This is a genomic window from Halomonas sp. DN3 (assembly GCF_024137905.1).
Classification (GTDB): domain Bacteria; phylum Pseudomonadota; class Gammaproteobacteria; order Pseudomonadales; family Halomonadaceae; genus Halomonas; species Halomonas litopenaei.
The window spans coordinates 558510-577744 of record NZ_CP099965.1 but is presented as its reverse complement, the minus strand read 5'-3'; the positions used below and the strand labels follow the sequence as shown (position 1 = coordinate 577744).

General features: G+C 64.1%; 18 protein-coding genes. 11 read left to right on the top strand and 7 right to left on the bottom strand.

Annotated features, from left to right (window positions below; genetic code table 11):
• The first annotated feature begins 10 nt into the window (after positions 1–10).
• Positions 11–2857: a valine--tRNA ligase gene (locus tag NKF27_RS02640; RefSeq protein WP_253555244.1), complete on the top strand. Its 2847-nt coding sequence runs from the start codon at positions 11–13 to the stop codon at positions 2855–2857.
• Between the two features lie 107 nt (positions 2858–2964).
• On the opposite strand, the gene NKF27_RS02635 is transcribed toward NKF27_RS02640, so the two are convergent.
• Complete coding sequence (locus NKF27_RS02635) at positions 2965–3210, bottom strand: hypothetical protein (RefSeq protein WP_045991295.1); 246 nt, start codon at positions 3208–3210, stop codon at positions 2965–2967.
• Between the two features lie 265 nt (positions 3211–3475).
• Here NKF27_RS02635 and NKF27_RS02630 point away from each other — a divergent pair, with 265 nt between their 5' ends.
• Positions 3476–4282 carry a hypothetical protein gene (locus NKF27_RS02630; RefSeq protein ID WP_253555243.1) on the top strand — a complete coding sequence of 269 codons (807 nt, stop codon included), beginning with the start codon at positions 3476–3478 and terminating at the stop codon, positions 4280–4282.
• Between the two features lie 24 nt (positions 4283–4306).
• Here NKF27_RS02630 and NKF27_RS02625 read toward each other — a convergent pair whose 3' ends face one another.
• Positions 4307–4768 (bottom strand): META domain-containing protein, encoded by a 462-nt coding sequence (locus NKF27_RS02625; RefSeq protein ID WP_222568265.1) that lies wholly within the window; start codon positions 4766–4768, stop codon positions 4307–4309.
• Positions 4769–4994: 226 nt separating this feature from the next.
• Between NKF27_RS02625 and NKF27_RS02620 the strand changes: the two genes are divergently transcribed.
• From NKF27_RS02620 to NKF27_RS02605, 4 genes are all read left to right on the top strand, one after another.
• Positions 4995–5399, top strand: coding sequence for a DoxX family protein (locus tag NKF27_RS02620; protein WP_045991298.1), 405 nt, complete (start codon positions 4995–4997; stop codon positions 5397–5399).
• Between the two features lie 272 nt (positions 5400–5671).
• Positions 5672–7135 carry a DASS family sodium-coupled anion symporter gene (locus NKF27_RS02615; protein WP_253555242.1) on the top strand — a complete coding sequence of 488 codons (1464 nt, stop codon included), beginning with the start codon at positions 5672–5674 and terminating at the stop codon, positions 7133–7135.
• 170 nt (positions 7136–7305) lie between these two features.
• The gene (locus tag NKF27_RS02610) at positions 7306–7770 is read left to right on the top strand and encodes an NfeD family protein (protein WP_253555241.1); all 465 of its coding nucleotides are present in this window, start codon (positions 7306–7308) and stop codon (positions 7768–7770) included.
• Between the two features lie 140 nt (positions 7771–7910).
• Positions 7911–8945: an SPFH domain-containing protein gene (locus NKF27_RS02605; protein WP_108131605.1), complete on the top strand. Its 1035-nt coding sequence runs from the start codon at positions 7911–7913 to the stop codon at positions 8943–8945.
• A 162-nt stretch (positions 8946–9107) separates the two neighbouring features.
• Here the strand turns inward: NKF27_RS02605 and rpoH are convergent, their stop codons facing one another.
• The 4 genes from rpoH to ftsY all read right to left on the bottom strand — a co-directional run bounded on the left by rpoH (position 9108) and on the right by ftsY (position 13408).
• Positions 9108–9974: an RNA polymerase sigma factor RpoH gene (rpoH, locus tag NKF27_RS02600; RefSeq protein WP_045991302.1), complete on the bottom strand. Its 867-nt coding sequence runs from the start codon at positions 9972–9974 to the stop codon at positions 9108–9110.
• 130 nt (positions 9975–10104) lie between these two features.
• Positions 10105–11148 (bottom strand): permease-like cell division protein FtsX, encoded by a 1044-nt coding sequence (gene ftsX, locus NKF27_RS02595; protein ID WP_253555240.1) that lies wholly within the window; start codon positions 11146–11148, stop codon positions 10105–10107.
• A complete protein-coding gene (gene ftsE / locus NKF27_RS02590; protein WP_045991304.1) occupies positions 11145–11813 on the bottom strand; it encodes a cell division ATP-binding protein FtsE in 669 nt (222 codons plus the stop codon). The genes ftsX and ftsE overlap by 4 nt, the downstream gene beginning before the upstream one ends.
• Complete coding sequence (gene ftsY, locus NKF27_RS02585) at positions 11810–13408, bottom strand: signal recognition particle-docking protein FtsY (RefSeq protein WP_253555239.1); 1599 nt, start codon at positions 13406–13408, stop codon at positions 11810–11812. The genes ftsE and ftsY overlap by 4 nt, the downstream gene beginning before the upstream one ends.
• 171 nt (positions 13409–13579) lie before the next feature.
• Here ftsY and rsmD point away from each other — a divergent pair, with 171 nt between their 5' ends.
• On the top strand, positions 13580–14245 hold the full coding sequence (gene rsmD, locus NKF27_RS02580; protein WP_253555238.1) for a 16S rRNA (guanine(966)-N(2))-methyltransferase RsmD: 666 nt from the start codon (positions 13580–13582) through the stop codon (positions 14243–14245).
• Positions 14246–14460: 215 nt separating this feature from the next.
• On the opposite strand, the gene NKF27_RS02575 is transcribed toward rsmD, so the two are convergent.
• Positions 14461–15522 (bottom strand): LacI family DNA-binding transcriptional regulator, encoded by a 1062-nt coding sequence (locus tag NKF27_RS02575; RefSeq protein WP_253555237.1) that lies wholly within the window; start codon positions 15520–15522, stop codon positions 14461–14463.
• 153 nt (positions 15523–15675) lie between these two features.
• Here NKF27_RS02575 and NKF27_RS02570 point away from each other — a divergent pair, with 153 nt between their 5' ends.
• The 4 genes from NKF27_RS02570 (at position 15676) to NKF27_RS02555 (ending at position 19235) form a co-directional block, all read left to right on the top strand.
• Positions 15676–16524, top strand: coding sequence for an ABC transporter substrate-binding protein (locus NKF27_RS02570; protein WP_253555235.1), 849 nt, complete (start codon positions 15676–15678; stop codon positions 16522–16524).
• A 48-nt stretch (positions 16525–16572) separates the two neighbouring features.
• A complete protein-coding gene (locus tag NKF27_RS02565) occupies positions 16573–17361 on the top strand; it encodes an amino acid ABC transporter permease (protein ID WP_253555233.1) in 789 nt (262 codons plus the stop codon).
• 81 nt (positions 17362–17442) lie between these two features.
• Positions 17443–18135 carry an amino acid ABC transporter ATP-binding protein gene (locus NKF27_RS02560; protein WP_253556398.1) on the top strand — a complete coding sequence of 231 codons (693 nt, stop codon included), beginning with the start codon at positions 17443–17445 and terminating at the stop codon, positions 18133–18135.
• Positions 18135–19235, top strand: a complete 1101-nt coding sequence (locus NKF27_RS02555; protein WP_253555232.1) for a Gfo/Idh/MocA family oxidoreductase — start codon at positions 18135–18137, stop codon at positions 19233–19235. The genes NKF27_RS02560 and NKF27_RS02555 overlap by 1 nt, the downstream gene beginning before the upstream one ends.

Genomic DNA, 19235 nt, shown 5'->3' with positions numbered 1-19235 from the left:
AGAGTACCCCATGGACAAGACCTACCAACCCGAAAGCATCGAAGCCCGCTGGTACGAGCGCTGGGAAAACGACGGACGGTTCGCGCCCTCGGGCAAGGGCGACCCCTTCGCCATCATGATTCCGCCGCCCAACGTCACCGGCAGCCTGCACATGGGTCACGCCTTCCAGGACACCATCATGGACACCCTGATCCGCTGGCGGCGGATGCAGGGGCGCAACACCCTGTGGCAGGTGGGCACCGACCACGCCGGCATCGCCACCCAGATGCTGGTGGAGCGCAAGGTCGCCGCCGAGGAAGGCAAGACGCGCCACGACCTGGGGCGCGAGGCCTTCATCGACAAGGTGTGGGAATGGAAGCACGAGTCCGGCGGCCATATCACCCGCCAGCTCCGTCGCATGGGCGCAAGCCTCGACTGGAGCCGCGAGCGCTTCACCATGGATGAGGGCTTCTACAAGGCGGTGCAGGAGGTCTTCGTCCGCCTGTACGAAGAGGATCTGGTGTATCGCGGCAAGCGCCTGGTCAACTGGGACCCGACGCTGAACACCGCCATCTCCGATCTCGAGGTCGAGAATCGCGACCAGCAGGGTCAGTTCTGGCACTTCCGCTATCCGTTGGCCGACGGTGTCACCACCGACGCCGGCCTCGACCATCTGGTGGTCGCCACCACCCGCCCCGAGACCCTGCTCGGCGACAGCGCCGTGGCGGTCAATCCCGACGACGAGCGCTACGCCTCGCTGGTCGGCAAGTTTGTCGAGCTGCCGCTGGTCGGCCGTCGCATCCCCATCGTCGCCGATGAGCACGCCGACATGGACAAGGGCTCGGGCTGCGTGAAGATCACCCCGGCCCACGACTTCAACGACTATGAAGTCGGCAAGCGCGCTGGTCTTCCACTGATCAATGTCTTCTCGAAGACCGCCCATATCCTCGAAGCCGCCGAGGCCTTCGACATCCAGGGCCGTCCGCTGACCGACATCGACACTAGCCTGCCTGCGGCCTACGCCGGCCTCGACCGCTTTGCCGCTCGCAAGGCCATCGTCGCCGACATGGAGGCCAAGGGCCTGCTCGAGAAGACCGAAACGGTCAACAACACCCTGCCCTACGGCGATCGTTCCGGTGACGTGATCGAGCCGCTGCTGACCGATCAATGGTTCGTGGCGGTAGAGACCCTGGCCAAGCCGGCCATCGAGGCGGTAGAAAACGGCGACATCCAGTTCGTGCCCAAGAATTACGAGAACATGTACTTCTCGTGGATGCGCGACCTGCAGGACTGGTGCATCTCGCGCCAGCTGTGGTGGGGCCACCGTATCCCCGCCTGGTATGACGAAGACGGCAACGTCTATGTGGCGCGCACCGAAGCCGAGGCCCGCGAAAAGCACGGCATCGCAGGCGACGTCGCCCTGACCCAGGACGAGGACGTACTCGACACCTGGTTCAGCTCCGGGCTGTGGACCTTCGGCACCCTCGGCTGGCCCGAGCAGACCGAAGAGCTCAAGACGTTCCATCCCAGCAGCGTGCTGGTGACCGGCTTTGACATCATCTTCTTCTGGGTCGCGCGGATGATCATGCTGACCCTCAAGTTCACCGACGAGGTGCCGTTCAAGACGGTCTACGTCCACGGCCTGGTGCGTGACGGCCAGGGCCAGAAGATGTCCAAGTCCAAGGGCAACGTGCTCGACCCCATCGACCTGATCGACGGCATCGATCTGGAGGCGCTGGTCGACAAGCGCACCGGCAACATGATGCAGCCGCAGAAGGCCAAGGCCATCGCCAAGGCGACCCGTTCGGAGTTCCCCGACGGCATCGAGGCCCACGGCACCGACGCCCTGCGCTACACCTTCCTGTCCCAGGCCACCACCGGTCGCGACATCAAGTTCGACATGGGCCGGCTGGACGGCTACCGCAACTTCTGCAACAAGCTGTGGAACGCCTCTCGCTACGTCTTGATGAACGCCGAGAACGAGGACTGCGGCCGCGAAGGCGGCGAGGTCGAGCTGTCGCTGGCCGACCGCTGGATCGAGGCCCGCCTGCAGCAGACGGTGGATCAGGTCACTCGTGCGATGGAGGAGTTCCGCTTCGACCACGCCTCCCAGGCGCTTTACGACTTCGTCTGGAACGAGTACTGCGACTGGTATCTGGAGCTGTCCAAGCCGGTACTGTGGGACGAAGGCGCCAGCGAGGCCGCCAAGCGCGGCACCCGGCGCACCCTGGTGCGGGTGCTGGAAGCCATCCTGCGTCTGGCCCATCCGATGATGCCGTACATCTCCGAGGAGATCTGGCAGCGCGTGGCGCCGCTCGCCGGCACCCTGGAAGGGGACAACGACTCGCTGATGGCCAAGGCCTGGCCGCTGGCGGATGAGGCGTTGATCGACCAGGACGCGATCCGCGACATCGAATGGCTCAAGGGGGTGATCGTGGCGGTGCGCAATATCCGCGCCGAGATGAACATCGCCCCGGGCAAGCCGCTCGACGCCCTGCTGACCAAGGGCAGCGAGGCCGACCAGGCGCGCCTGAGCGCCAATCGCCTGTTCCTGTCGAAGCTGGCCAAGCTGTCGTCCATCGACTGGCTCGATGACGCCAGCACGGCGCCGCTGTCCGCCACCCAGCTGGTCGGCGACATGGAAGTGCTGGTGCCGATGGCGGACCTGATCGACAAGGACGCCGAACTCGCCCGCCTGGGCAAGGAGATCGACAAGCAGGACAAGTTGATCGGCGGCGTCGAGAAGAAGCTCGCCAACGAAGGCTTCGTGGCCAAGGCCCCGGCCGCCGTCATCGACAAGGAGCGTGGCAAGCTCGAGGAGTACCAGGCCGCCCGCCGGGTGCTGGTCGAACAGCGCGACAAGATCGCGGCGCTCTAGTCGAGTCCGGGCCCAAGCCGGCACGACCGACGTCAGCACCACCCGAGCCGACCCCGCCACTGGCGGGGTCGGCTCTTTTTGGTCCGCCATGATCTCAAGTCAGGGTCTCAGCCTACCTTGAGCCCTTGCCTGGCACGCACGATGGCCGCCTCCACCGCCGCCAGGGCGCGTGGCGAATTCTTCCAGCAGCTGGTGTTGAGCATCGATGCCACCTGCTCGGCGATCTCCCGGGCCTCGAACGTCGCCAGACGCTCGAAAGAGTCGATACCAAGCTGCTCAAAGCGACTGATGACAGTCGGCCCTACCCCGTGAAGCGCCAGCAATGCCGCTCTCTCTTCGTTGCTGAAGGCCATCCCCCCCCCTGGCGGAACGTCGCTATTGGTTCGTGCCTGCCCCGCGCCTCAGGCAACCGTCTGCGTCGCCTCAGCCTGATCGGGTACGACACAAAGATGACGGTATTACTACAAATTTCAGTTTCTTCTATTAAAGTATTTTGCGGCACAGTGAAGCTGTCAGCACAGCCGTTCCTTCAGGCCAATCGCCGATTCGGCCGCAGATACGACAGCAGACCGAACAACGGCCATACCAACGCGTACAACAACAATAGACATGTACAACATGACGCACTCGGGCCTTTCCCCCCTGGCGTTCCCTGGCACTGCCGGGCTCGCCGCCCTGCCACGCCTTCGCCGCCGAACACGGCGTGCCCTGCTGTACCTGGCCGAGCTGCGTGGCCGTGTCGACCTTCAACGTCGCTGGCTGAATGCCAACGACCTGCCGCTGGTCGACATCGACCCAAGGCGCATCGCGCGCTGCGTCACGCGCTCTGGCTTGAGCCGTGAGTTGATCAGTGAAGGCGACTGGGACATCAGCCATGTTGCACCACTTTGCCAGGCACGCCTGAACGAGACCGCTGCAGTCGAGGACATCTTCGCCCACGACAGGCACTTCCGCGAGACCGCCCAGTACGCCCAGATGCATCAAGCGGTGGCTCGCTATCGTTCCGGCGAGTGCACCGACCCGGCACAGCAAGGCGCCTACTGGTGTCGCAGCGAGGAGGATATCGCTCGCTACTTCGAGACGCTGTCTCGTGCCTACCACGGCATTCGCCGACACGGCTACAAGACCCAGCAAGAACTGGCTCGCCAACACCCCGACGAAAGTCGCCACCCCGATGACGAAATGCAGGTATTGATTACCCGGGATGGCGAGGTCGTGCTCGGCTACGGCGGCTCACACCGCCTGGCCATCGTGCAATTGCTGGGATTGGCCAGCGTTCCGGTGCGCGTGGTGGCGATCCATCCCCGGTGGCTGGATCGCTTCCAACAGCGAAAGCACAGCCTGCGATCCTGCCTGCATCATGCAAGCCGCGCTGCGGCCGACATCTCGAGTACCGCGCCCAGGAGGGACAACCGGAGTCGCTGATCGCCCCGATGAACACTGGCCCGGTCAGCTGGCGTCGCGAAAACCGCCCAGCACCAGCGAGTTGGGGCCGAAGAACACCAGTCGATCGTGGTCGATCAGGTAGCGATAGGCGTTGTCGAGCATGTCGCGGACCTGCTGGGCCCCCTGGGGATTGGCGCAGGCCATGCGGGTGGCGGTCAGTTCGCTGAAGTCGATACGCTGGCTGTCACCGAAGCTCACCGTGCCGGTGAAGCGATTGCAGCCGTCGCTACCGCTGACACTGCCATCGGAAGCCACCTCGAAGTACGGCTTCTGCGGCATCGACAGGCGATCGCTGGTGCCCACCAGCAACAGGTTCCAGCGCTTGCCGACCAGCGGGCTCGAGACGCTGCCTGGGGCCGCCGTGTCGCCACCACCCGCCGTGGGCGCGGGCTGGCTGGAACAGGCACTGAGCGCCAGGGTGAAAAGAGCGAAAGCGGCGGTGCGGCGAAGTCGTGACGGAACCATGCTATCTTCCTTGCAGCTGAGTCATCTGGATGATGCCTAATATGCCAGAATTGCCTGCGTGGTCCGACCGTTTCGACGATTCTGGTGCTGCGACCGAAGGCACCATGCCGACGTCATCGCGATCATGCTGCGAAGTCTCGAACAACTCGGTGCGCCTGTTTTCCGACCAATACCTGAAGTGAAAGGCTCTCGAGTCAAAAAAGCCCCTAGTGAAAAGGAAGTCACCATGCTCAACGCCCTCGACAACGACGACCTGGGAAAGCTGATACTCCGCCTGGCCCTTGGCGTGATGATCCTGCTGCACGGCGTCAGCAAGCTGATCAATCCCGGCAGCCTGTCCTGGATCGGTGAAACCCTGGCCTCCCATGGCCTGCCCACGGTGCTCGCCTATGGCGTCCTGCTGGGCGAAGTCGTCGCACCTGTCATGGCAATCCTCGGCTGGAACACTCGCATCGCCGGTCTGCTGATCGCCGGCAACATGGTGGTGGCCATCTATCTGGCGCATATGGGTGAGCTGTTCAGCCTGACCAGCAGCGGCGGCTGGGCGCTGGAGCTGCAGGGCATGTTCCTGTTCGGTGCCCTGGCGATGATGTTCCTGGGCAGCGGCCGCACCGCGATCAAGCCCGACTAGGGACCGTTCACCTCCTCTCGCGCCATGCCGGGCAGTTCCCGGCATGGCGTCGGCTGCAGCCCTCACCCAACTCCTGCACCGTTATCTCCTGCCTTGGCGCTGCGACCTCCTCAGCGCAAGTTGCACTCGACATGACCATTTCGACGAAAGCCGTACTTCTGCTTGATGTCCGTCATTCGGACGTCGCTTCGTCTATGCGTAAATGAGCACAACACCTTCGGATTCTCTCTGCGGAGAGGTGATCACTCGATCTTCCCCAAAGGAGCTCGCTTATGCTCGCATTCAAACCGCTTCCCGCCCTGGTCTCGGTGGCCCTGGGGCTGGCGCTCTGGTTCGTAATCCCCGTACCTGACGGCGTCAATCCCGAGGCCTGGCACCTGCTGGCGATCTTCGTCGCCACCATCGCCGCCATCATCGGCAAGACCATGCGCATCGGCGCCCTGGCGATCATTGCCATCACCCTGGTCGCGCTGACCGGCGTCACCAACCCTGAAAGCTCCAAGGGCGCGGTCTCCGACGCCCTCTCTGGCTTTTCCAACCCGCTGATCTGGCTGATCGGCCTGGCCATCATGATCTCCCGCGGGCTGTCGAAGACGGGTCTGGGCAACCGCATCGGCTACGCCTTTATCGCCGCCTTCGGCAAGCGCACCCTCGGCATCGGCTACGCCCTGTCCCTGGCGGAGCTGACCATCGCCCCGATCACCCCCAGCAACACCGCCCGGGGTGGCGGCATCATGCACCCGATCATGCGCTCCATCGCCGACAGCTTCGGCTCCTCCCCCGAGTCCGGCACCAGCAAGAAGATCGGCGAGTACCTGGCGCTGGTGAACTATCACGCCAACCCCATCACCTCGGCCATGTTCATCACCGCAACGGCCCCCAACCCCTTGATCGTCGACCTGATCGCCAAGGCCACCGATTCCGCCATCTCGATCACCTGGACCCAGTGGGCGCTGGCCGCGCTGTTGCCCGGCCTGGTCGCCATCGCCTTGATGCCGGCGGTGCTGTACGTGCTGTATCCGCCGGAACTCAAGCGCACCCCGGACGCCACCTCCTTCGCCCGCAAGCAGCTCACCGCCATGGGCCCGCTCGACCGCGCCGAAAAGATCATGATCGGCGTGTTCGGCCTGCTGTTGATCCTGTGGGCCGGTATCCCGGCGATGCTGTTCGGCCCCGAATTCAAGGTGAACTCCACCGCGGTGGCGCTGCTGGGACTGTCCATCCTGCTGGTCACCAATGTGCTGACCTGGGATGACATCCTCGGCGAGAAGTCCGCCTGGGACACCATCGTGTGGTTCGCCGCTCTGGTAATGATGGCTAGCTTTCTGGGCAAGCTCGGACTGATCGGCTGGTTCTCCGGGGTCATCGAGGAGGGCATCAGCAGCTTCAATATGGGCTGGTTCGGCATGGCCCTGGCGCTGACCGGTGTCTACTTCTACGCGCACTACTTCTTCGCCAGCACCACCGCACATATCACCGCCATGTACGCCGCCTTCCTGGCCGCCGGTATCGCCCTCGGCATCCCTACCCTGTACATCGCCCTGCTGCTGGCCGGCGCCTCCTCGCTGATGATGTCGCTGACCCACTACGCCACCGGCACCGCCCCGATCATCTTCGGCTCCGGCTATGTGGAACTCGGCACCTGGTGGAAAGCCGGACTGGTGATGAGCCTGGTCAACCTGACCGTCTGGGTCGGTGTCGGCAGCCTATGGTGGAAGGTGCTGGGGTACTGGTAAGCCCCGTAACACGACAGCCTTTCGGGCCTCCTCACATTCAGCCAAGCGCCACCGCAATCGCGGTGGCGCTGTCGTCTGCGGGTCTCGCCGGCTTGCCGGGCCACGGCAGGCGGCGCAGAATCGGACAGGACAGGACAGGACGTCATTTCGCTGCTTCCAAGAGGCCCCTCATGGATTTTCTATCTCCCGCGCTGTGGTGGCTGCTGGCCGGACTCGCGGCTCTGCTGGTCGAGCTGCTGACCGGCTCCTACGTGCTGCTGGCCCTGGCGGCGGCGCTCGCCCTCACCGCCCTGGCCGCCTGGCTGGGCGCCACTTTCACCCTGCAACTGATCGTCCTGGCGATCGCCTGCGCCGTGCTGGTGCCGCTGGCGATTCGACAGTTAAGACGACGCGGCCGAGGCGCGAAAAAAGGCTTCGGCGTGGCTGGCAGCGGTGGAGGCCGCGGTCAACGCTTCGTGCTGGTCAGCCGCGACTTCGATGACGCACCCTGCATCAAGCTCGACGGTGATCTCTACCGTGCCAGCCTGGCGGACGAAGCAGGGAATGGTCCTGCCCTTCGTCCGGGTGACGAGGTAACGCTGGTCCGCTTCGAGGGCACCCAGGCGGTGGTCCGTCCCGCCGGCGAAGGTTCTTGATCCCGGTCATGCTCTCGTTCGGGCAGCGGCCGCCAGACGCTATCGCCACTCGCCCGCCCATTGCCTAAGCTGGCTTTCGGCGGCGGGATGCCGTCGGTCGCCCTGGGCGACACTCTCGATACCAAGGAGGTACCTGCATGTTGCCGTATGCCATAAATCCGGGGCTATTGATTGCCCTGGTGGTGGTCGTCATCGCCGTGATCATGGTGATCAAGGGACTGGTGATCGTTCAGGAGTCCGAGGTGATGGTGATCGAGCGCCTCGGCGCCTACCACCGCACGCTGCAGAAGGGCATCAACTTCATCGTTCCGTTCTTCGACAAGCCAAGACCGATCAAGATGGTGCGCTACCTGCGCAAGGGCCAGGAATTCACCCCGGTGCTGAGTCAGGAGACCCGCATCGACCTGCGCGAGTCGGTCATGGACTTCCCGTCCCAGCCGGTGGTCACCACCGACAACGTGACGGTTCGCATCGACGGCGCCATCTACTTTCAGATCATCGACCCGGCCAACGCCGTCTACAAGATCGAGAACATGAGCCAGGCGGTGGAGGTACTGGCCAAGACGACGCTGCGCTCGGTGGTCGGCCAGATGGAGCTGGACAAGATCTTCGAGTCCCGCGCCGAGGTCAACGCCAAGATCAAGGAACAGATGGAGGAACCCGCCTCCAAGTGGGGGGTGGCGATCAATCGCATCGAGGTGCAGGACATCGAGATGCCGACGGAGGTCAAGGAGGCCATGCACCTGCAGATGTCCGCCGAACGCCGCCGTCGAGCCACCGTCACCGAGGCCGAGGGCGAAAAGGCCGCGGCCATCGCCAAGGCCCAGGGCCAGAAGGAGTCGGCAATCCTCAACGCCCAGGGCGACAAGGAATCCGCCATTCTGCGCGCCCAGGGCGAAAGTCGCTCCATCGAGCTGGTACTGGGTGCCATGGGAGAAGGCGAGAAGAGCACCAGGGCGGTCATCGGCTATCTGCTCGGCCAGTCCTATATCTCGATGCTGCCGGAGATGGCCAAGCAAGGGGAGCGCGTGTTCGTGCCCTACGAGAGTTCGGCCCTGCTCGGCGCCATGGGCGCCTTTCGCGATCTCAGCGCCGGTGACGAGGCGCTGGGCGACATTGCCCGCCGCGCGGCCGCCGCCGGCGGCCTGACGGGTGCTGCCAGCGCCCAGGGCTAGGCGCTGGTACCAGGGCGTGTAGCGGCTCGTATAGCGGTCAGGCAACCACCCTGGTGCCCTCGTGGCAGTCGCCCTGGTACAAGCTCCGCCACAACTGAAAACGCCCGAACCGTGAGGTTCGGGCGTTTTCGTCCTGCGGGCGGCTGGCGCCATCGGTGTCGATCAGGCCGCCATGCTATCGCCCAGGCGTTCGCGAATCTTCTTCATGGCGTTCTTCTCGAGCTGACGAATGCGCTCGGCGGACACGCCATAGACGTCGGCCAGTTCGTGCAGGGTCGCCTTGTTTTCGGCCAACCAACGCTGGCTCAGGATATCCCGCGAGCGCTCGTCGAGCTCGGCCAGTGCCCCCTGGAGGCGACGGGTGGCGTCCTGCTCCCAGTCGCTGTCCTCGAGCTGGGTCGCCGGGTCCTGGCTGGCGTCGTCCAGATAGTGAACCGGGGCCTGATAGGCCGAATCCTCGTCCTCGGACGGTGAGGCATCGAAGCCGGCATCGTGGGAGGCCAGACGACCTTCCATCTCGCGCACCACCTCGGGCTTGACGTCCAGATCCTTGGCGATGGCGTCGACCTCGTCGCTGTTCAACCAGGCCAGGCGCTTCTTGGCGCCACGCAGGTTGAAGAACAGCTTGCGCTGGGCCTTGGTGGTGGCGATCTTGACGATGCGCCAGTTGCGCAGCACGAACTCGTGAATCTCGGCCTTGATCCAGTGCACCGCGAAGGACACCAGGCGTACACCCTGGGTCGGGTCGAAGCGCTTGACGGCCTTCATCAGGCCGACGTTGCCTTCCTGGATCAGGTCAGCCTGGGGAAGTCCATAGCCGGAATAGCTGCGTGCGATGTGCACGACAAAACGCAGATGGGACATGACCAGACGGCGGGCGGCTTCCAGATCACCTTCCTGCTGAAGGCGATGGGCCAGGTCCTGCTCTTCATCCACCGTCAGCAGCGGAATGCGATTGACGGCCTGAATGTAGCCGTTGAGGTCGTGCCCCGGTGAAAGATGACCCACCGGCAGAAGACTGTTGCTCATGTGCAGGTTGTCTCCTCGAAGACCAACAAGATTTCGGATGCACCTTGGAGGATAAAAATAGTAAGAAGTTCCCCTTTGGTCGTAGACATCCGACGAAACCGTACAAGAAACGGGTGATTACCTGTTGCCGCTAGCGTGGCTTGATGCCCGCCAGATGGCGGCTGACGGCGATCCAGGCTCCCAACCAGCCCAATAGTGTACTACAAGTCAGCAATGTTGTAGAGCCGACGAGGCCCAGGGTCGGTAGCTGATAGTGCGCGCCGTAGCTGGCCGCCAGCGATGCCACCGGCGCCGCCAGCCAGTCGCTGCCCAGGGTCAGAAGCCCCCACGCCAGCAGTCCGCCACCCAGGCCATACCAGGCGCCGCTGTACAGGAAGGGTCGGCGTACAAAGGCATGGGTGGCACCGATCAAGGTCACCACCTCGATCTCCTTGCGCCGGTTCTCCACCGCCAGACGGATGGTGTTGCCCACCACCAGCAGCACGCCCAGCCCAAACAGCACCCCCAGCGCCAGGGTCAGGCGACGCCCCAGCTCAGCCAGTTGCCGCAAACGCTCGATCCAGGCCAGGTCGAGGCGCACCTCGGCCACCCCGGACATCGCCGACAGGCGCTCGGACAGCGCCGCCATGGCCTCCGGTGACGGCGTCGTCGGCGAGATCACCACCGCGGCGGGCAGCGGATTCTCGTCGAGCCGCGCCAGGGCATCATCGAGCCCCAGGGATTGCTGGAATTCCGCCATGCCCTGCTCGGCGGTGATCAATTCGGTGGCGGCGACCTCCGGTTGGGCCCCCAGCGCCTCCAGGATGCGCCCGGTCTCGGACTCGCTCACGCCCTTGTCGAGATAGGCCGTCAGGGTGGCACTGGCGTCCAGCTCGGCGTCCACCAGCTTGGCGCTATCCAGCGACAGCCACAGGGCGCTGGGCAGCACCAGGGCGATGGCGATGGCGAGCATGGTCAAGAGGCTACCCACCGGCTGGCGCACCAGCCGGCGCAGGCTGTCCAGACACATGGCCCGATGGTGACGCAACCAGGCTTGCCACTGCCCCTGAGCGCGTACCGTCTGCTGACGCGCACCCCGAGGTGACGTCGGGGCCTCCTGGCGGCCGCCCGTGCGTGCGGCGGCCGAGGCGCCCCTGGGTGTCACCGCGCCCTTGCGCGAATGGCGAGCGCTCATGCGGCCTCCTCGTCGGCCACCAGTCGCCCCTCGCTCAGGCGCAGGGTGCGGTGCCGCAGCCTGGCGATCAACGCCAGATCGTGACTGGCGATCATCACCGTGGTGCCGATGCGATGAAAGTCCTCGAACAACCCCATGATATCGGCAGACAGCTGAGGGTCGAGGTTACCGGTAGGCTCATCGGCCAGCAGCAGGGCGGGCTTGTTGACCACCGCCCGGGCGATACCCACGCGCTGCTGCTCGCCGCCGGAAAGCTCGATGGGAAGCGCCTTTTCGCGGTGCAACAGGCCGACCTTGTCGAGTGCGGCGCGGACCCGCCGCGCGATATCCCGCGGCGCCAGGCCGCGGATCTCCAGCGGCAACGCCACGTTGTGATAGATCGAGCGGTCGAACAGCAGCTGGTGGTCCTGGAAGACCACCCCGATCTGACGCCGGTAGAACGGCAACTGGCTGGGATGCAGCTTGTCGATATCGTGACCGGCGACCATCACCCGTCCGCGACTGGGTCGCTCCAGGCGCATGATCAGCCGCAGCAGCGAACTCTTGCCGGCACCGGAATGGCCGGTGAGAAACACCATCTCGCCCCGCGAGACGCGAAAATCGATATTGGAGAGCGCCTCGAAGCGCCCTCCATAGCGCTTGCCGACGTGCTCGAAGGCGATCATTCGTCGGCGTCACTCGGGCGACGGTCGAACAGGGCGTCGACGAAGTCCTCGGCCTTGAACGGCCGCAGGTCATCCAGGCTCTCGCCCACTCCGATAAAGCGGATCGGCGTCTTCAACTGCTTGGCCAGGGCGAAGATCACCCCGCCCTTGGCGGTACCGTCGAGCTTGGTCAGGGTGATCCCGCTGACCGGAACCGCCTCGTTGAAGGTGGCCGCCTGGGACAAGGCGTTCTGGCCGGTACCGGCGTCGAGCACCAGCATCACCTCATGGGGCGCCTGCGCGTCGAGCTTGCCCATCACCCGATGGACCTTCTTGAGCTCTTCCATCAGGTGGCTCTTGTTGTGCAGGCGACCGGCGGTATCGGCGATCAGCACGTCGACGCCACGGGCACGGGCCGCCGCCACGGCGTCATAGATCACCGAGGCGCTGTCGGCACCGGTGTGCTGAGCCACCACCGGTACGCTGTTGCGCTCGCCCCATACCTTGAGCTGCTCTACCGCGGCCGCGCGGAAGGTATCCCCCGCCGCCAGCATCACGCTCTTGCCCTCGCGCTGGAAGCGCTGGGTCAGCTTGCCGATGGTGGTGGTCTTGCCGACGCCATTGACGCCCACCACCAGGATGACGAAGGGCCCACCGTCGGCGGTCTCGAGGCTCAGGGGCTGGCTGACCTCGCCAAGCATGGCGGCCAGCTCCTGCTGCAGCGCACGGTACAGCGCTTCAGGGTCCTTCAGCTCCTTGCGCGAGACGCGATCGGTCAGCGCCTCGATGATCTCGCTGGTGGCCTCGATGCCGACGTCGGCCATCAGCAGCTGGGTCTCGATGTCCTCGATCAGCTCGTCATCGATCTGCTTGGCACCCATGAACAGGTCGGCCAGGCCGTCGCTCAGGTTGGCCCGGGTCTTGCCCAGGCCCTCGCGCATGCGCGCAAACCAGCCCTTCTTCTCGCCACCCTTGGCGCCCTGGGCCGGCGCTCTGGGCTTTTCCTGCAGGGCCGGGCCGGTGGGACGACTGGGCTCGATCACCTCGGCGTGCTCGCGCTGGCCGGTGCCAGCGTCGGCGGCGGGCGGGCTCACGGGCTCGGGCACCTCTGCCTCGGCAAGCTTGTGCGCCGAGGCCGGCGATTCATCTTCCGGGGTCTCGCCAGCCGGCAGGGGGCCGGCAGACGGCGCATCGTCGGTCTTTTGCTCGACGGGCTTTGGCTCAACGGGCTTTGGCTCAACGGGCTCTGGCTCGACCGGCTCTAGCTTGTCGGGCTCAGCTTCAGCGGGCGCCTGCTCGGCAGAAGTGGACGGCTCGGCTGGAGTGGACGGCTCGACTGGAGTAGACGGCTCCGCGGGGGCCGGCGCTGCCGGCTCGACAGGCTCCGGCACCACCGCCTCGGCGGTCTCGGTCGGCTCGGGGCCAGGTTCCCGGCCCTGCTGGGGCGGCTCGGCATCCGACGGTGAGCGTTGCGACAGCTCGTCGCCGAGGGGCTGTTCAGCCTCCCTGTCAGCCGCGCCTTCCGCCTCATCTGCAGACGACTGATCGACGACTTCCTGGTCCTTGGCGGGTTCTTCGCCCGTGTGCTTCTTCTTGCGCTTGAAAATACCGAACATGGATGACCTGACGCCTCAGCCGGTGAACGAACCGCCACATCCTACCACCCTGCCCGCTCGCTGTGGACACAGGGCAGCCCCGAGGCGGCGACGCGACGCTGCCCATAGCCTGACACAGAAGCGATGGCGAAGGCATGACGACACCCTGCCATGGGGGTAGAATCGCCGCCCATGAGTCGACAACGTCCTTCCAGAAATCGTCCGCGCGGCGCCGCCGGAAAACCCCACTCGGGCAAGAGTCCCGCGAGTGGTCGGCCGCCTGGCAAGCTGCGCATCATCGGTGGCGAACACCGTCGCCGCCAGCTACCGGTGCTCGACAAGACCGGCCTTCGCCCGACCCCGGACCGGGTCCGCGAGACCCTGTTCAACTGGCTCGGGGGCGAGCTTTACCGCGTCCGCGTGCTCGATCTGTTTGCCGGCACCGGTGCCCTGGGCCTGGAGGCGCTATCGCGTGGCGCCAGCGAGGCCCTGTTCGTCGAGCGCGATGCCCAGGTGGCCCAGGCGATCAGCGATAACCTGGCGACGCTGGCGATCGATCGCGCCCAGGTGCGCCGCGCCGACGCCGCCGCGCTGCTGAAAGACGAGACCGCCAGCCCCTTCGACCTGGTGTTTCTCGACCCGCCTTTTCGCCAGGGCCTCGCCGAACCCTGCTGCCAGGCCCTGGAAGCCGGCTGGCTGGCGGAAGAGGCCTGGATCTACGTGGAGGTCGAAAGCGGTCTGGTTCCCGCCGTGCCCCCCACCTGGCAGCTACACCGAGAGGTCCGCGCCGGAGACAGCATGGGGCGTCTGTATCGACGCTTTTTCCCAAATGCCACCCACCTGGATGCCGGCGCCTGACGGGGGCAAATCGACATCCATCTTGCGGGCCAACAGCCGCAAACAGGCAACCTGTGATAGCTCGGTATCGACGAAAAAGATGACACGTATCGCCCGGCGCTGATCGCCGTGACGAAACTTCAGGCGGGTGTACTGGATACTTATCGATACACCATGATCGACGTACTCCCACTCACCGTTGAAGAAGAAAGGGCCGCACTCGGGGGGAGAGTCTATTAACCAGGGTGACTGATGGAAGCACGCCTGATCAATACTGCCTCAAAGGCTGGCATTGGCCCGGGATCTTCGCCTTTTATCCTGGCGATAGTGCGTCGCGCCACTTCCTGCCCCATCGCATACACAGGCTGCGTCACTACCGTAAGAGGAGGATCGACCAGCTCGGTCCAAGGGAAGTCGTCGTACATGACAAAAGAGAAATCGACGGGAATTCGAAGTGAACGCCGCCGACACTCCTTCAACAACGCCTGCGCGATGCGATTGTCCGACGCAACCAGAGCCGTAGGCGGCTCCTTTTCCGCGAGAAGTTCATCCAAGATGCGCTGGACATCCTCTTCTCGTCCCGCATTGAGCTTGACCAGAGCAGGGTCGAACTCCACCTCGTACGCAAGGAAGGCCTGCTTCATCCCCGCGACCCGTTGGGCAATAGGAGAAAAGCCCAGCACAGCATCATGGGTGAAGGGTTCTCGGCCTGAAAGACTGGTAACGTAGGCAATACGACGATGCCCCGAATCGAGCAGCAACTCGGTCGCCTGACGAGAAGCTGCCTCAAACGAGGCGGCTACTGTTTCGACCCCCAAGCCCTCTACCATTCGATCGAAAAGCACGAGAATACGACTCTCTTCCACCACTTGGGCTAAGTGATCAATATCGTCGGCCGAACACGGGGCAACAATTAGCCCATCCACTCGCTTATCCACCAACACTCTGACGGCGTCCTGCTCAGCACCAAGATTCTCGTCAGTGTTGATCAGAATGACATCATAGCCCTGCTCCTTGGCCAGGTCGGAGATGCCTCGGACAGCCAAGCCAAAATAGGGGTTCTCGATATCCCCGACCACCACGCCTAGAGACTGAGAGCGACCAGTGTTCATGCTGCGCGCCAATTGGTTGGGGCGATAGCTGAGCCTCTCCGCCGCTGCCGCCACCCGAGACCTCACCTTGTCACTCACAGCACCATAGCCACCCAAGGCACGCGCTGCCTGGGCCTTCGACACCTGCGCCTCACGGGCCACATCTGCCACGGTGAGAGCACGCTTGCTGGTAGATGGTGTTGTCATAGTCGGGGGTTCCGTTCTCGAGGTTGACGATATCTTAACGCTATGCCTACACTGATCCCACCAAATGAGACCGGTCTCAATAATGTTTCAAAAAAGACCCGGCTCACAAGGTAGAAATCCTGACACCACAAAAAAAGACAGGTAGACACCATCATGAATCTCCCCTCTTCCCTCACCCGGGCGGCGGCTGCCCTGATCCTGATCGCAAGCGCCGCCTTCACCCTAACCGGCTGCGATGAAGGTTCCCCGGATGCCGATGTCGACAACCCTTTTGGATTGATCGAACCCGGCCAGATCCGCGTGGCCAGCCTAGGCGACGCCAAACCCTACACTTTCACCGACGAAAGTGGTCACTTTACTGGTTTCGACGTGGAGTTCTTCACCGAAGTGGCCAACCGTATCGGCGTCGAAAAAGTGGTCTTCGTCGGCCAGGACTTCACCGGCATCCTCTCCGGCGTAGCCACCGGCCGCTTCGACGTGGGTGTCGCCGCAATCGGCATCACTCAGGAGCGCCAGCAAACCGTCGACTTTTCGGAGGGCTATCTGGCCGGCTACCTCTCGGTCGTCACACCGAGAGATTCCGGAATCAAAGGCAGCTCCGACCTAGCCGATCATCGGCTGGGGGTCGTCCAGGGCACTCTCCAGGAGGCCTACGCAGTGAAACACTTCACCGACACCGACCTCGTGCGTTTCCCAGACAACAACTCTGCCATTTCGGCGGTCAACAGCGGAGCGGTGGACGCCCACTTCCTCGACTACGAAGCGGCCAAGGACTACACCGAGCGCTTCAATCTCTCCCTCGCCGCGAACATTCCATCCTTCGACGCCCCCGCCGGTTTCGCCATCGCCAAGGACAAGGACAACTTCAAGGCGGCTCTCGACGAGGCCATCCTCGCAGCCATGGAGGACGGTACCTGGAAACGCCTCTACCAGCAGTGGTTCCCGGGCTCGCCGATTCCCGACCAATACCTGCCAAGCGCGGAACGCAACACTCAGTCCTGACCCACGAGCCGCCTTCTCGGCCTCCCTGAACGCTACAGAGAGCCAGCCATGGAATTTCTCGATACCCTCGCCAGGACCTTCCTCGACTTCGAGGCGATGGCTTCCGTACTGCCCCACCTGCTTCAGACCGGGCTGAGCAACACCCTGATCATCTCAATGTGGGCCACAGTGCTTGGCACCGCCCTGGGGCTGCTGCTGGCGATCATGGGCATCTCACCCTCACGCTGGCTGAAGACGCCAGCGCGCATCTACACCGACATCTTTCGCGGCCTACCGGCCATCCTCACCATTCTGCTGGTAGGCCAGGGCTTCGCTCCTCTCAGCCAGCAACTCTTTGGAGCCAGTCCCTACCCGTTGGGCATCCTGGCCTTGAGCCTGATCTCCAGTGCTTACATGGGCGAAATCTTTCGCTCCGGTATCCAGAGCGTCGACAAAGGACAGATGGAAGCCTGCCGGGCGCTCGGCATGAGCTACGGACGTGCCATGCGCTTGGTGGTCATTCCTCAAGGCGTCCGCCGTGTACTACCGGCAATGGTCAACCAGTTCATCTCGAACGTGAAAGACTCCTCGCTGGTGTACTTCCTTGGCCTGCTGGTCAGCGAGCGCGAGCTGTTTCGCGTAGGCCAGGACGCCGCGGTACTCACCGGCAACCTATCGCCGCTGGTTCTGGCAGGGCTGTTCTACCTGCTCATCACCGTGCCCCTGACCCACCTGGTCAATCACATCGACAACCGCCTGCGCAACGGACGCCGCCCCAGCGCTCCCACCAGCGGGCTAAAGGAACTCGATGAACTGCCCTCCCACAGCACCCCTTCGATGAAACCGACAAGCGAGTGATGAATCATGACATCCACGCCAGCGACTCCCGCCGTCGGGACCGCCTTCACCGGCGCCAGCCTCGAAGTAAAAGATCTGTGCATGGCCTACGGCGACGTTCAGGTCGTGCGCAACATCAACCTCTCCATCGCCCCCGGCACCACCACCTGCATCATTGGCCCCTCGGGGTCTGGCAAGTCCACCGTGCTCCGGGGCATCAACCGCCTGCACGAACCTGCCGCCGGCAATGTTCTTCTGGACGGCGACAGCGTGCTGGAGGTCAAGCCCGACCTGCTACGTCTGCGCATCGGCATGGTATTCCAACACTTCAATCTCTTCCCGGACCATACAGCGCTAGACAACGTTGCCCTGGCCCCCTGGAAAGTGAAGCGCCTGTCCAAACGGGAGGCCCAATCCATCGCTCGGGAACGGCTCGCCGAGGTGGGGCTGGCCGAGCGTGCGGATCATCGCCCTAGCGATCTCTCTGGAGGCCAGCAACAGCGCGTCGCCATCGCCCGGGCCTTGGCCATGAATCCGGCGGTGATGCTGTTCGACGAAGCCACCTCGGCATTGGACCCCGAGTTGGTCAATGGCGTCCTGACCCTGATGGCCGACCTCTGTCGGCGCGGCATGACCATGATCGTCGTCACCCATGAAATGGGCTTCGCCCGCAAGGTCGCAGACCAAGTGGTGTTCATGGACGAGGGTGAGGTGGTCGAGGCAGGACCGCCGGACCAACTGTTCGACAATCCACAGTCACCCCGCCTGCAGCGCTTTCTCTCGGAGGTACTTTGATGTCCCACCGCGACCTGCCCCTACGTACCGCCATCGTTGGCTTCGGCGTGGCTGGCAGCATCTTCCACGCCCCCCTTGTCGCTGCAGATCCCGCCTATCGCCTTGAGGTGATCGTCACTGGCGACGCCGAACGCGCCGCCCAGGCCCGGTCGCGCTACCCGAAAGCCCGGATCGTCGCGGACTTCGAGACGCTGCTGGCGACCGTCGATGCTGGCGAGATCACCCTCGATCTGGTCATCCTGGCCACGCCACCCGAAGGCCATCGTCGTCAGGCCGAGGCCATCATCGCCCGAAAGCTCGCATTGGTCGTCGACAAGCCCTTTGCCGCCTGCCTTGAGGATGCCAAAGCCATCACCCAGGCGGCGCAGGAAGCCGGCACGCCTCTCAGCGTTTTCCACAATAGGCGCTGGGACGGCGACTTCCTCACCCTGTCGCGGCTCATCGCCAACGACGCCTTGGGGCGGGTGCGCAGCTTCGAGTCCCGCTTCACCTGGTGGATGCCGGAAGGCTTCGGTAACTGGCGCGACACTACGCCGGTAGATCAAGCCGGGGGGCTGCTGTTCGACCTTGGCAGCCACTTGATCGACCAAGCCTTGCAGTTGTTCGGTCCGGTGGACTCCGTACACGCCGAACTCGACCGCCACAGCGATTCCGCGGGGGCGGACGAAGACGCCTTCGTCACCTTGCTCCACCGTAGCGGGGTGCGCTCACGGCTCTGGATGAACGGTCTTGCCGCCCAGGCCGGGCCCCGTTTTCACGTACTCGGCAGCCAGGCCGCCTTCGTCAAGTACGGCCTCGATGGACAGGAAGCGGCGCTCGCTCGGGGCGCGTCGCCCCTCGATGACACCTACGGCATCGATGACGTCCAACCGATTCTTGGTGCCGGCAACGATCTTCACCAGATCGAGCCCGCACGCGGCGACTATCCGGCCTACTACAGCCAGCTTGCAAAGTCCCTCACCGAAGACGCCCCGCTGCCCGTGACTGCGGTCGAGGCGCTCGACGTCCTCGCCATCATCGAAACAGTGCATCGGCACTTTGCTGTACGGGCAACATCCACCCCCAATTCCTCCGCCACAACCACCAGAAAAGGACAGTAG

Excerpts from the sequence above, each read along its gene's own strand:
- NKF27_RS02640 (WP_253555244.1), top strand. The coding sequence starts at position 11 with ATGGACAAGACCTACCAACCCGAAAGCATCGAAGCCCGCTGGTACGAG.
- NKF27_RS02635 (WP_045991295.1), bottom strand. The coding sequence starts at position 3,210 with ATGGCCTTCAGCAACGAAGAGAGAGCGGCATTGCTGGCGCTTCACGGG.
- NKF27_RS02630 (WP_253555243.1), top strand. The coding sequence starts at position 3,476 with ATGACGCACTCGGGCCTTTCCCCCCTGGCGTTCCCTGGCACTGCCGGG.
- NKF27_RS02625 (WP_222568265.1), bottom strand. The coding sequence starts at position 4,768 with ATGGTTCCGTCACGACTTCGCCGCACCGCCGCTTTCGCTCTTTTCACC.
- NKF27_RS02620 (WP_045991298.1), top strand. The coding sequence starts at position 4,995 with ATGCTCAACGCCCTCGACAACGACGACCTGGGAAAGCTGATACTCCGC.
- NKF27_RS02615 (WP_253555242.1), top strand. The coding sequence starts at position 5,672 with ATGCTCGCATTCAAACCGCTTCCCGCCCTGGTCTCGGTGGCCCTGGGG.
- NKF27_RS02610 (WP_253555241.1), top strand. The coding sequence starts at position 7,306 with ATGGATTTTCTATCTCCCGCGCTGTGGTGGCTGCTGGCCGGACTCGCG.
- rpoH (WP_045991302.1), bottom strand. The coding sequence starts at position 9,974 with ATGAGCAACAGTCTTCTGCCGGTGGGTCATCTTTCACCGGGGCACGAC.
- ftsX (WP_253555240.1), bottom strand. The coding sequence starts at position 11,148 with ATGAGCGCTCGCCATTCGCGCAAGGGCGCGGTGACACCCAGGGGCGCC.
- ftsE (WP_045991304.1), bottom strand. The coding sequence starts at position 11,813 with ATGATCGCCTTCGAGCACGTCGGCAAGCGCTATGGAGGGCGCTTCGAG.
- ftsY (WP_253555239.1), bottom strand. The coding sequence starts at position 13,408 with ATGTTCGGTATTTTCAAGCGCAAGAAGAAGCACACGGGCGAAGAACCC.
- rsmD (WP_253555238.1), top strand. The coding sequence starts at position 13,580 with ATGAGTCGACAACGTCCTTCCAGAAATCGTCCGCGCGGCGCCGCCGGA.
- NKF27_RS02575 (WP_253555237.1), bottom strand. The coding sequence starts at position 15,522 with ATGACAACACCATCTACCAGCAAGCGTGCTCTCACCGTGGCAGATGTG.
- NKF27_RS02570 (WP_253555235.1), top strand. The coding sequence starts at position 15,676 with ATGAATCTCCCCTCTTCCCTCACCCGGGCGGCGGCTGCCCTGATCCTG.
- NKF27_RS02565 (WP_253555233.1), top strand. The coding sequence starts at position 16,573 with ATGGAATTTCTCGATACCCTCGCCAGGACCTTCCTCGACTTCGAGGCG.
- NKF27_RS02560 (WP_253556398.1), top strand. The coding sequence starts at position 17,443 with ATGGCCTACGGCGACGTTCAGGTCGTGCGCAACATCAACCTCTCCATC.
- NKF27_RS02555 (WP_253555232.1), top strand. The coding sequence starts at position 18,135 with ATGTCCCACCGCGACCTGCCCCTACGTACCGCCATCGTTGGCTTCGGC.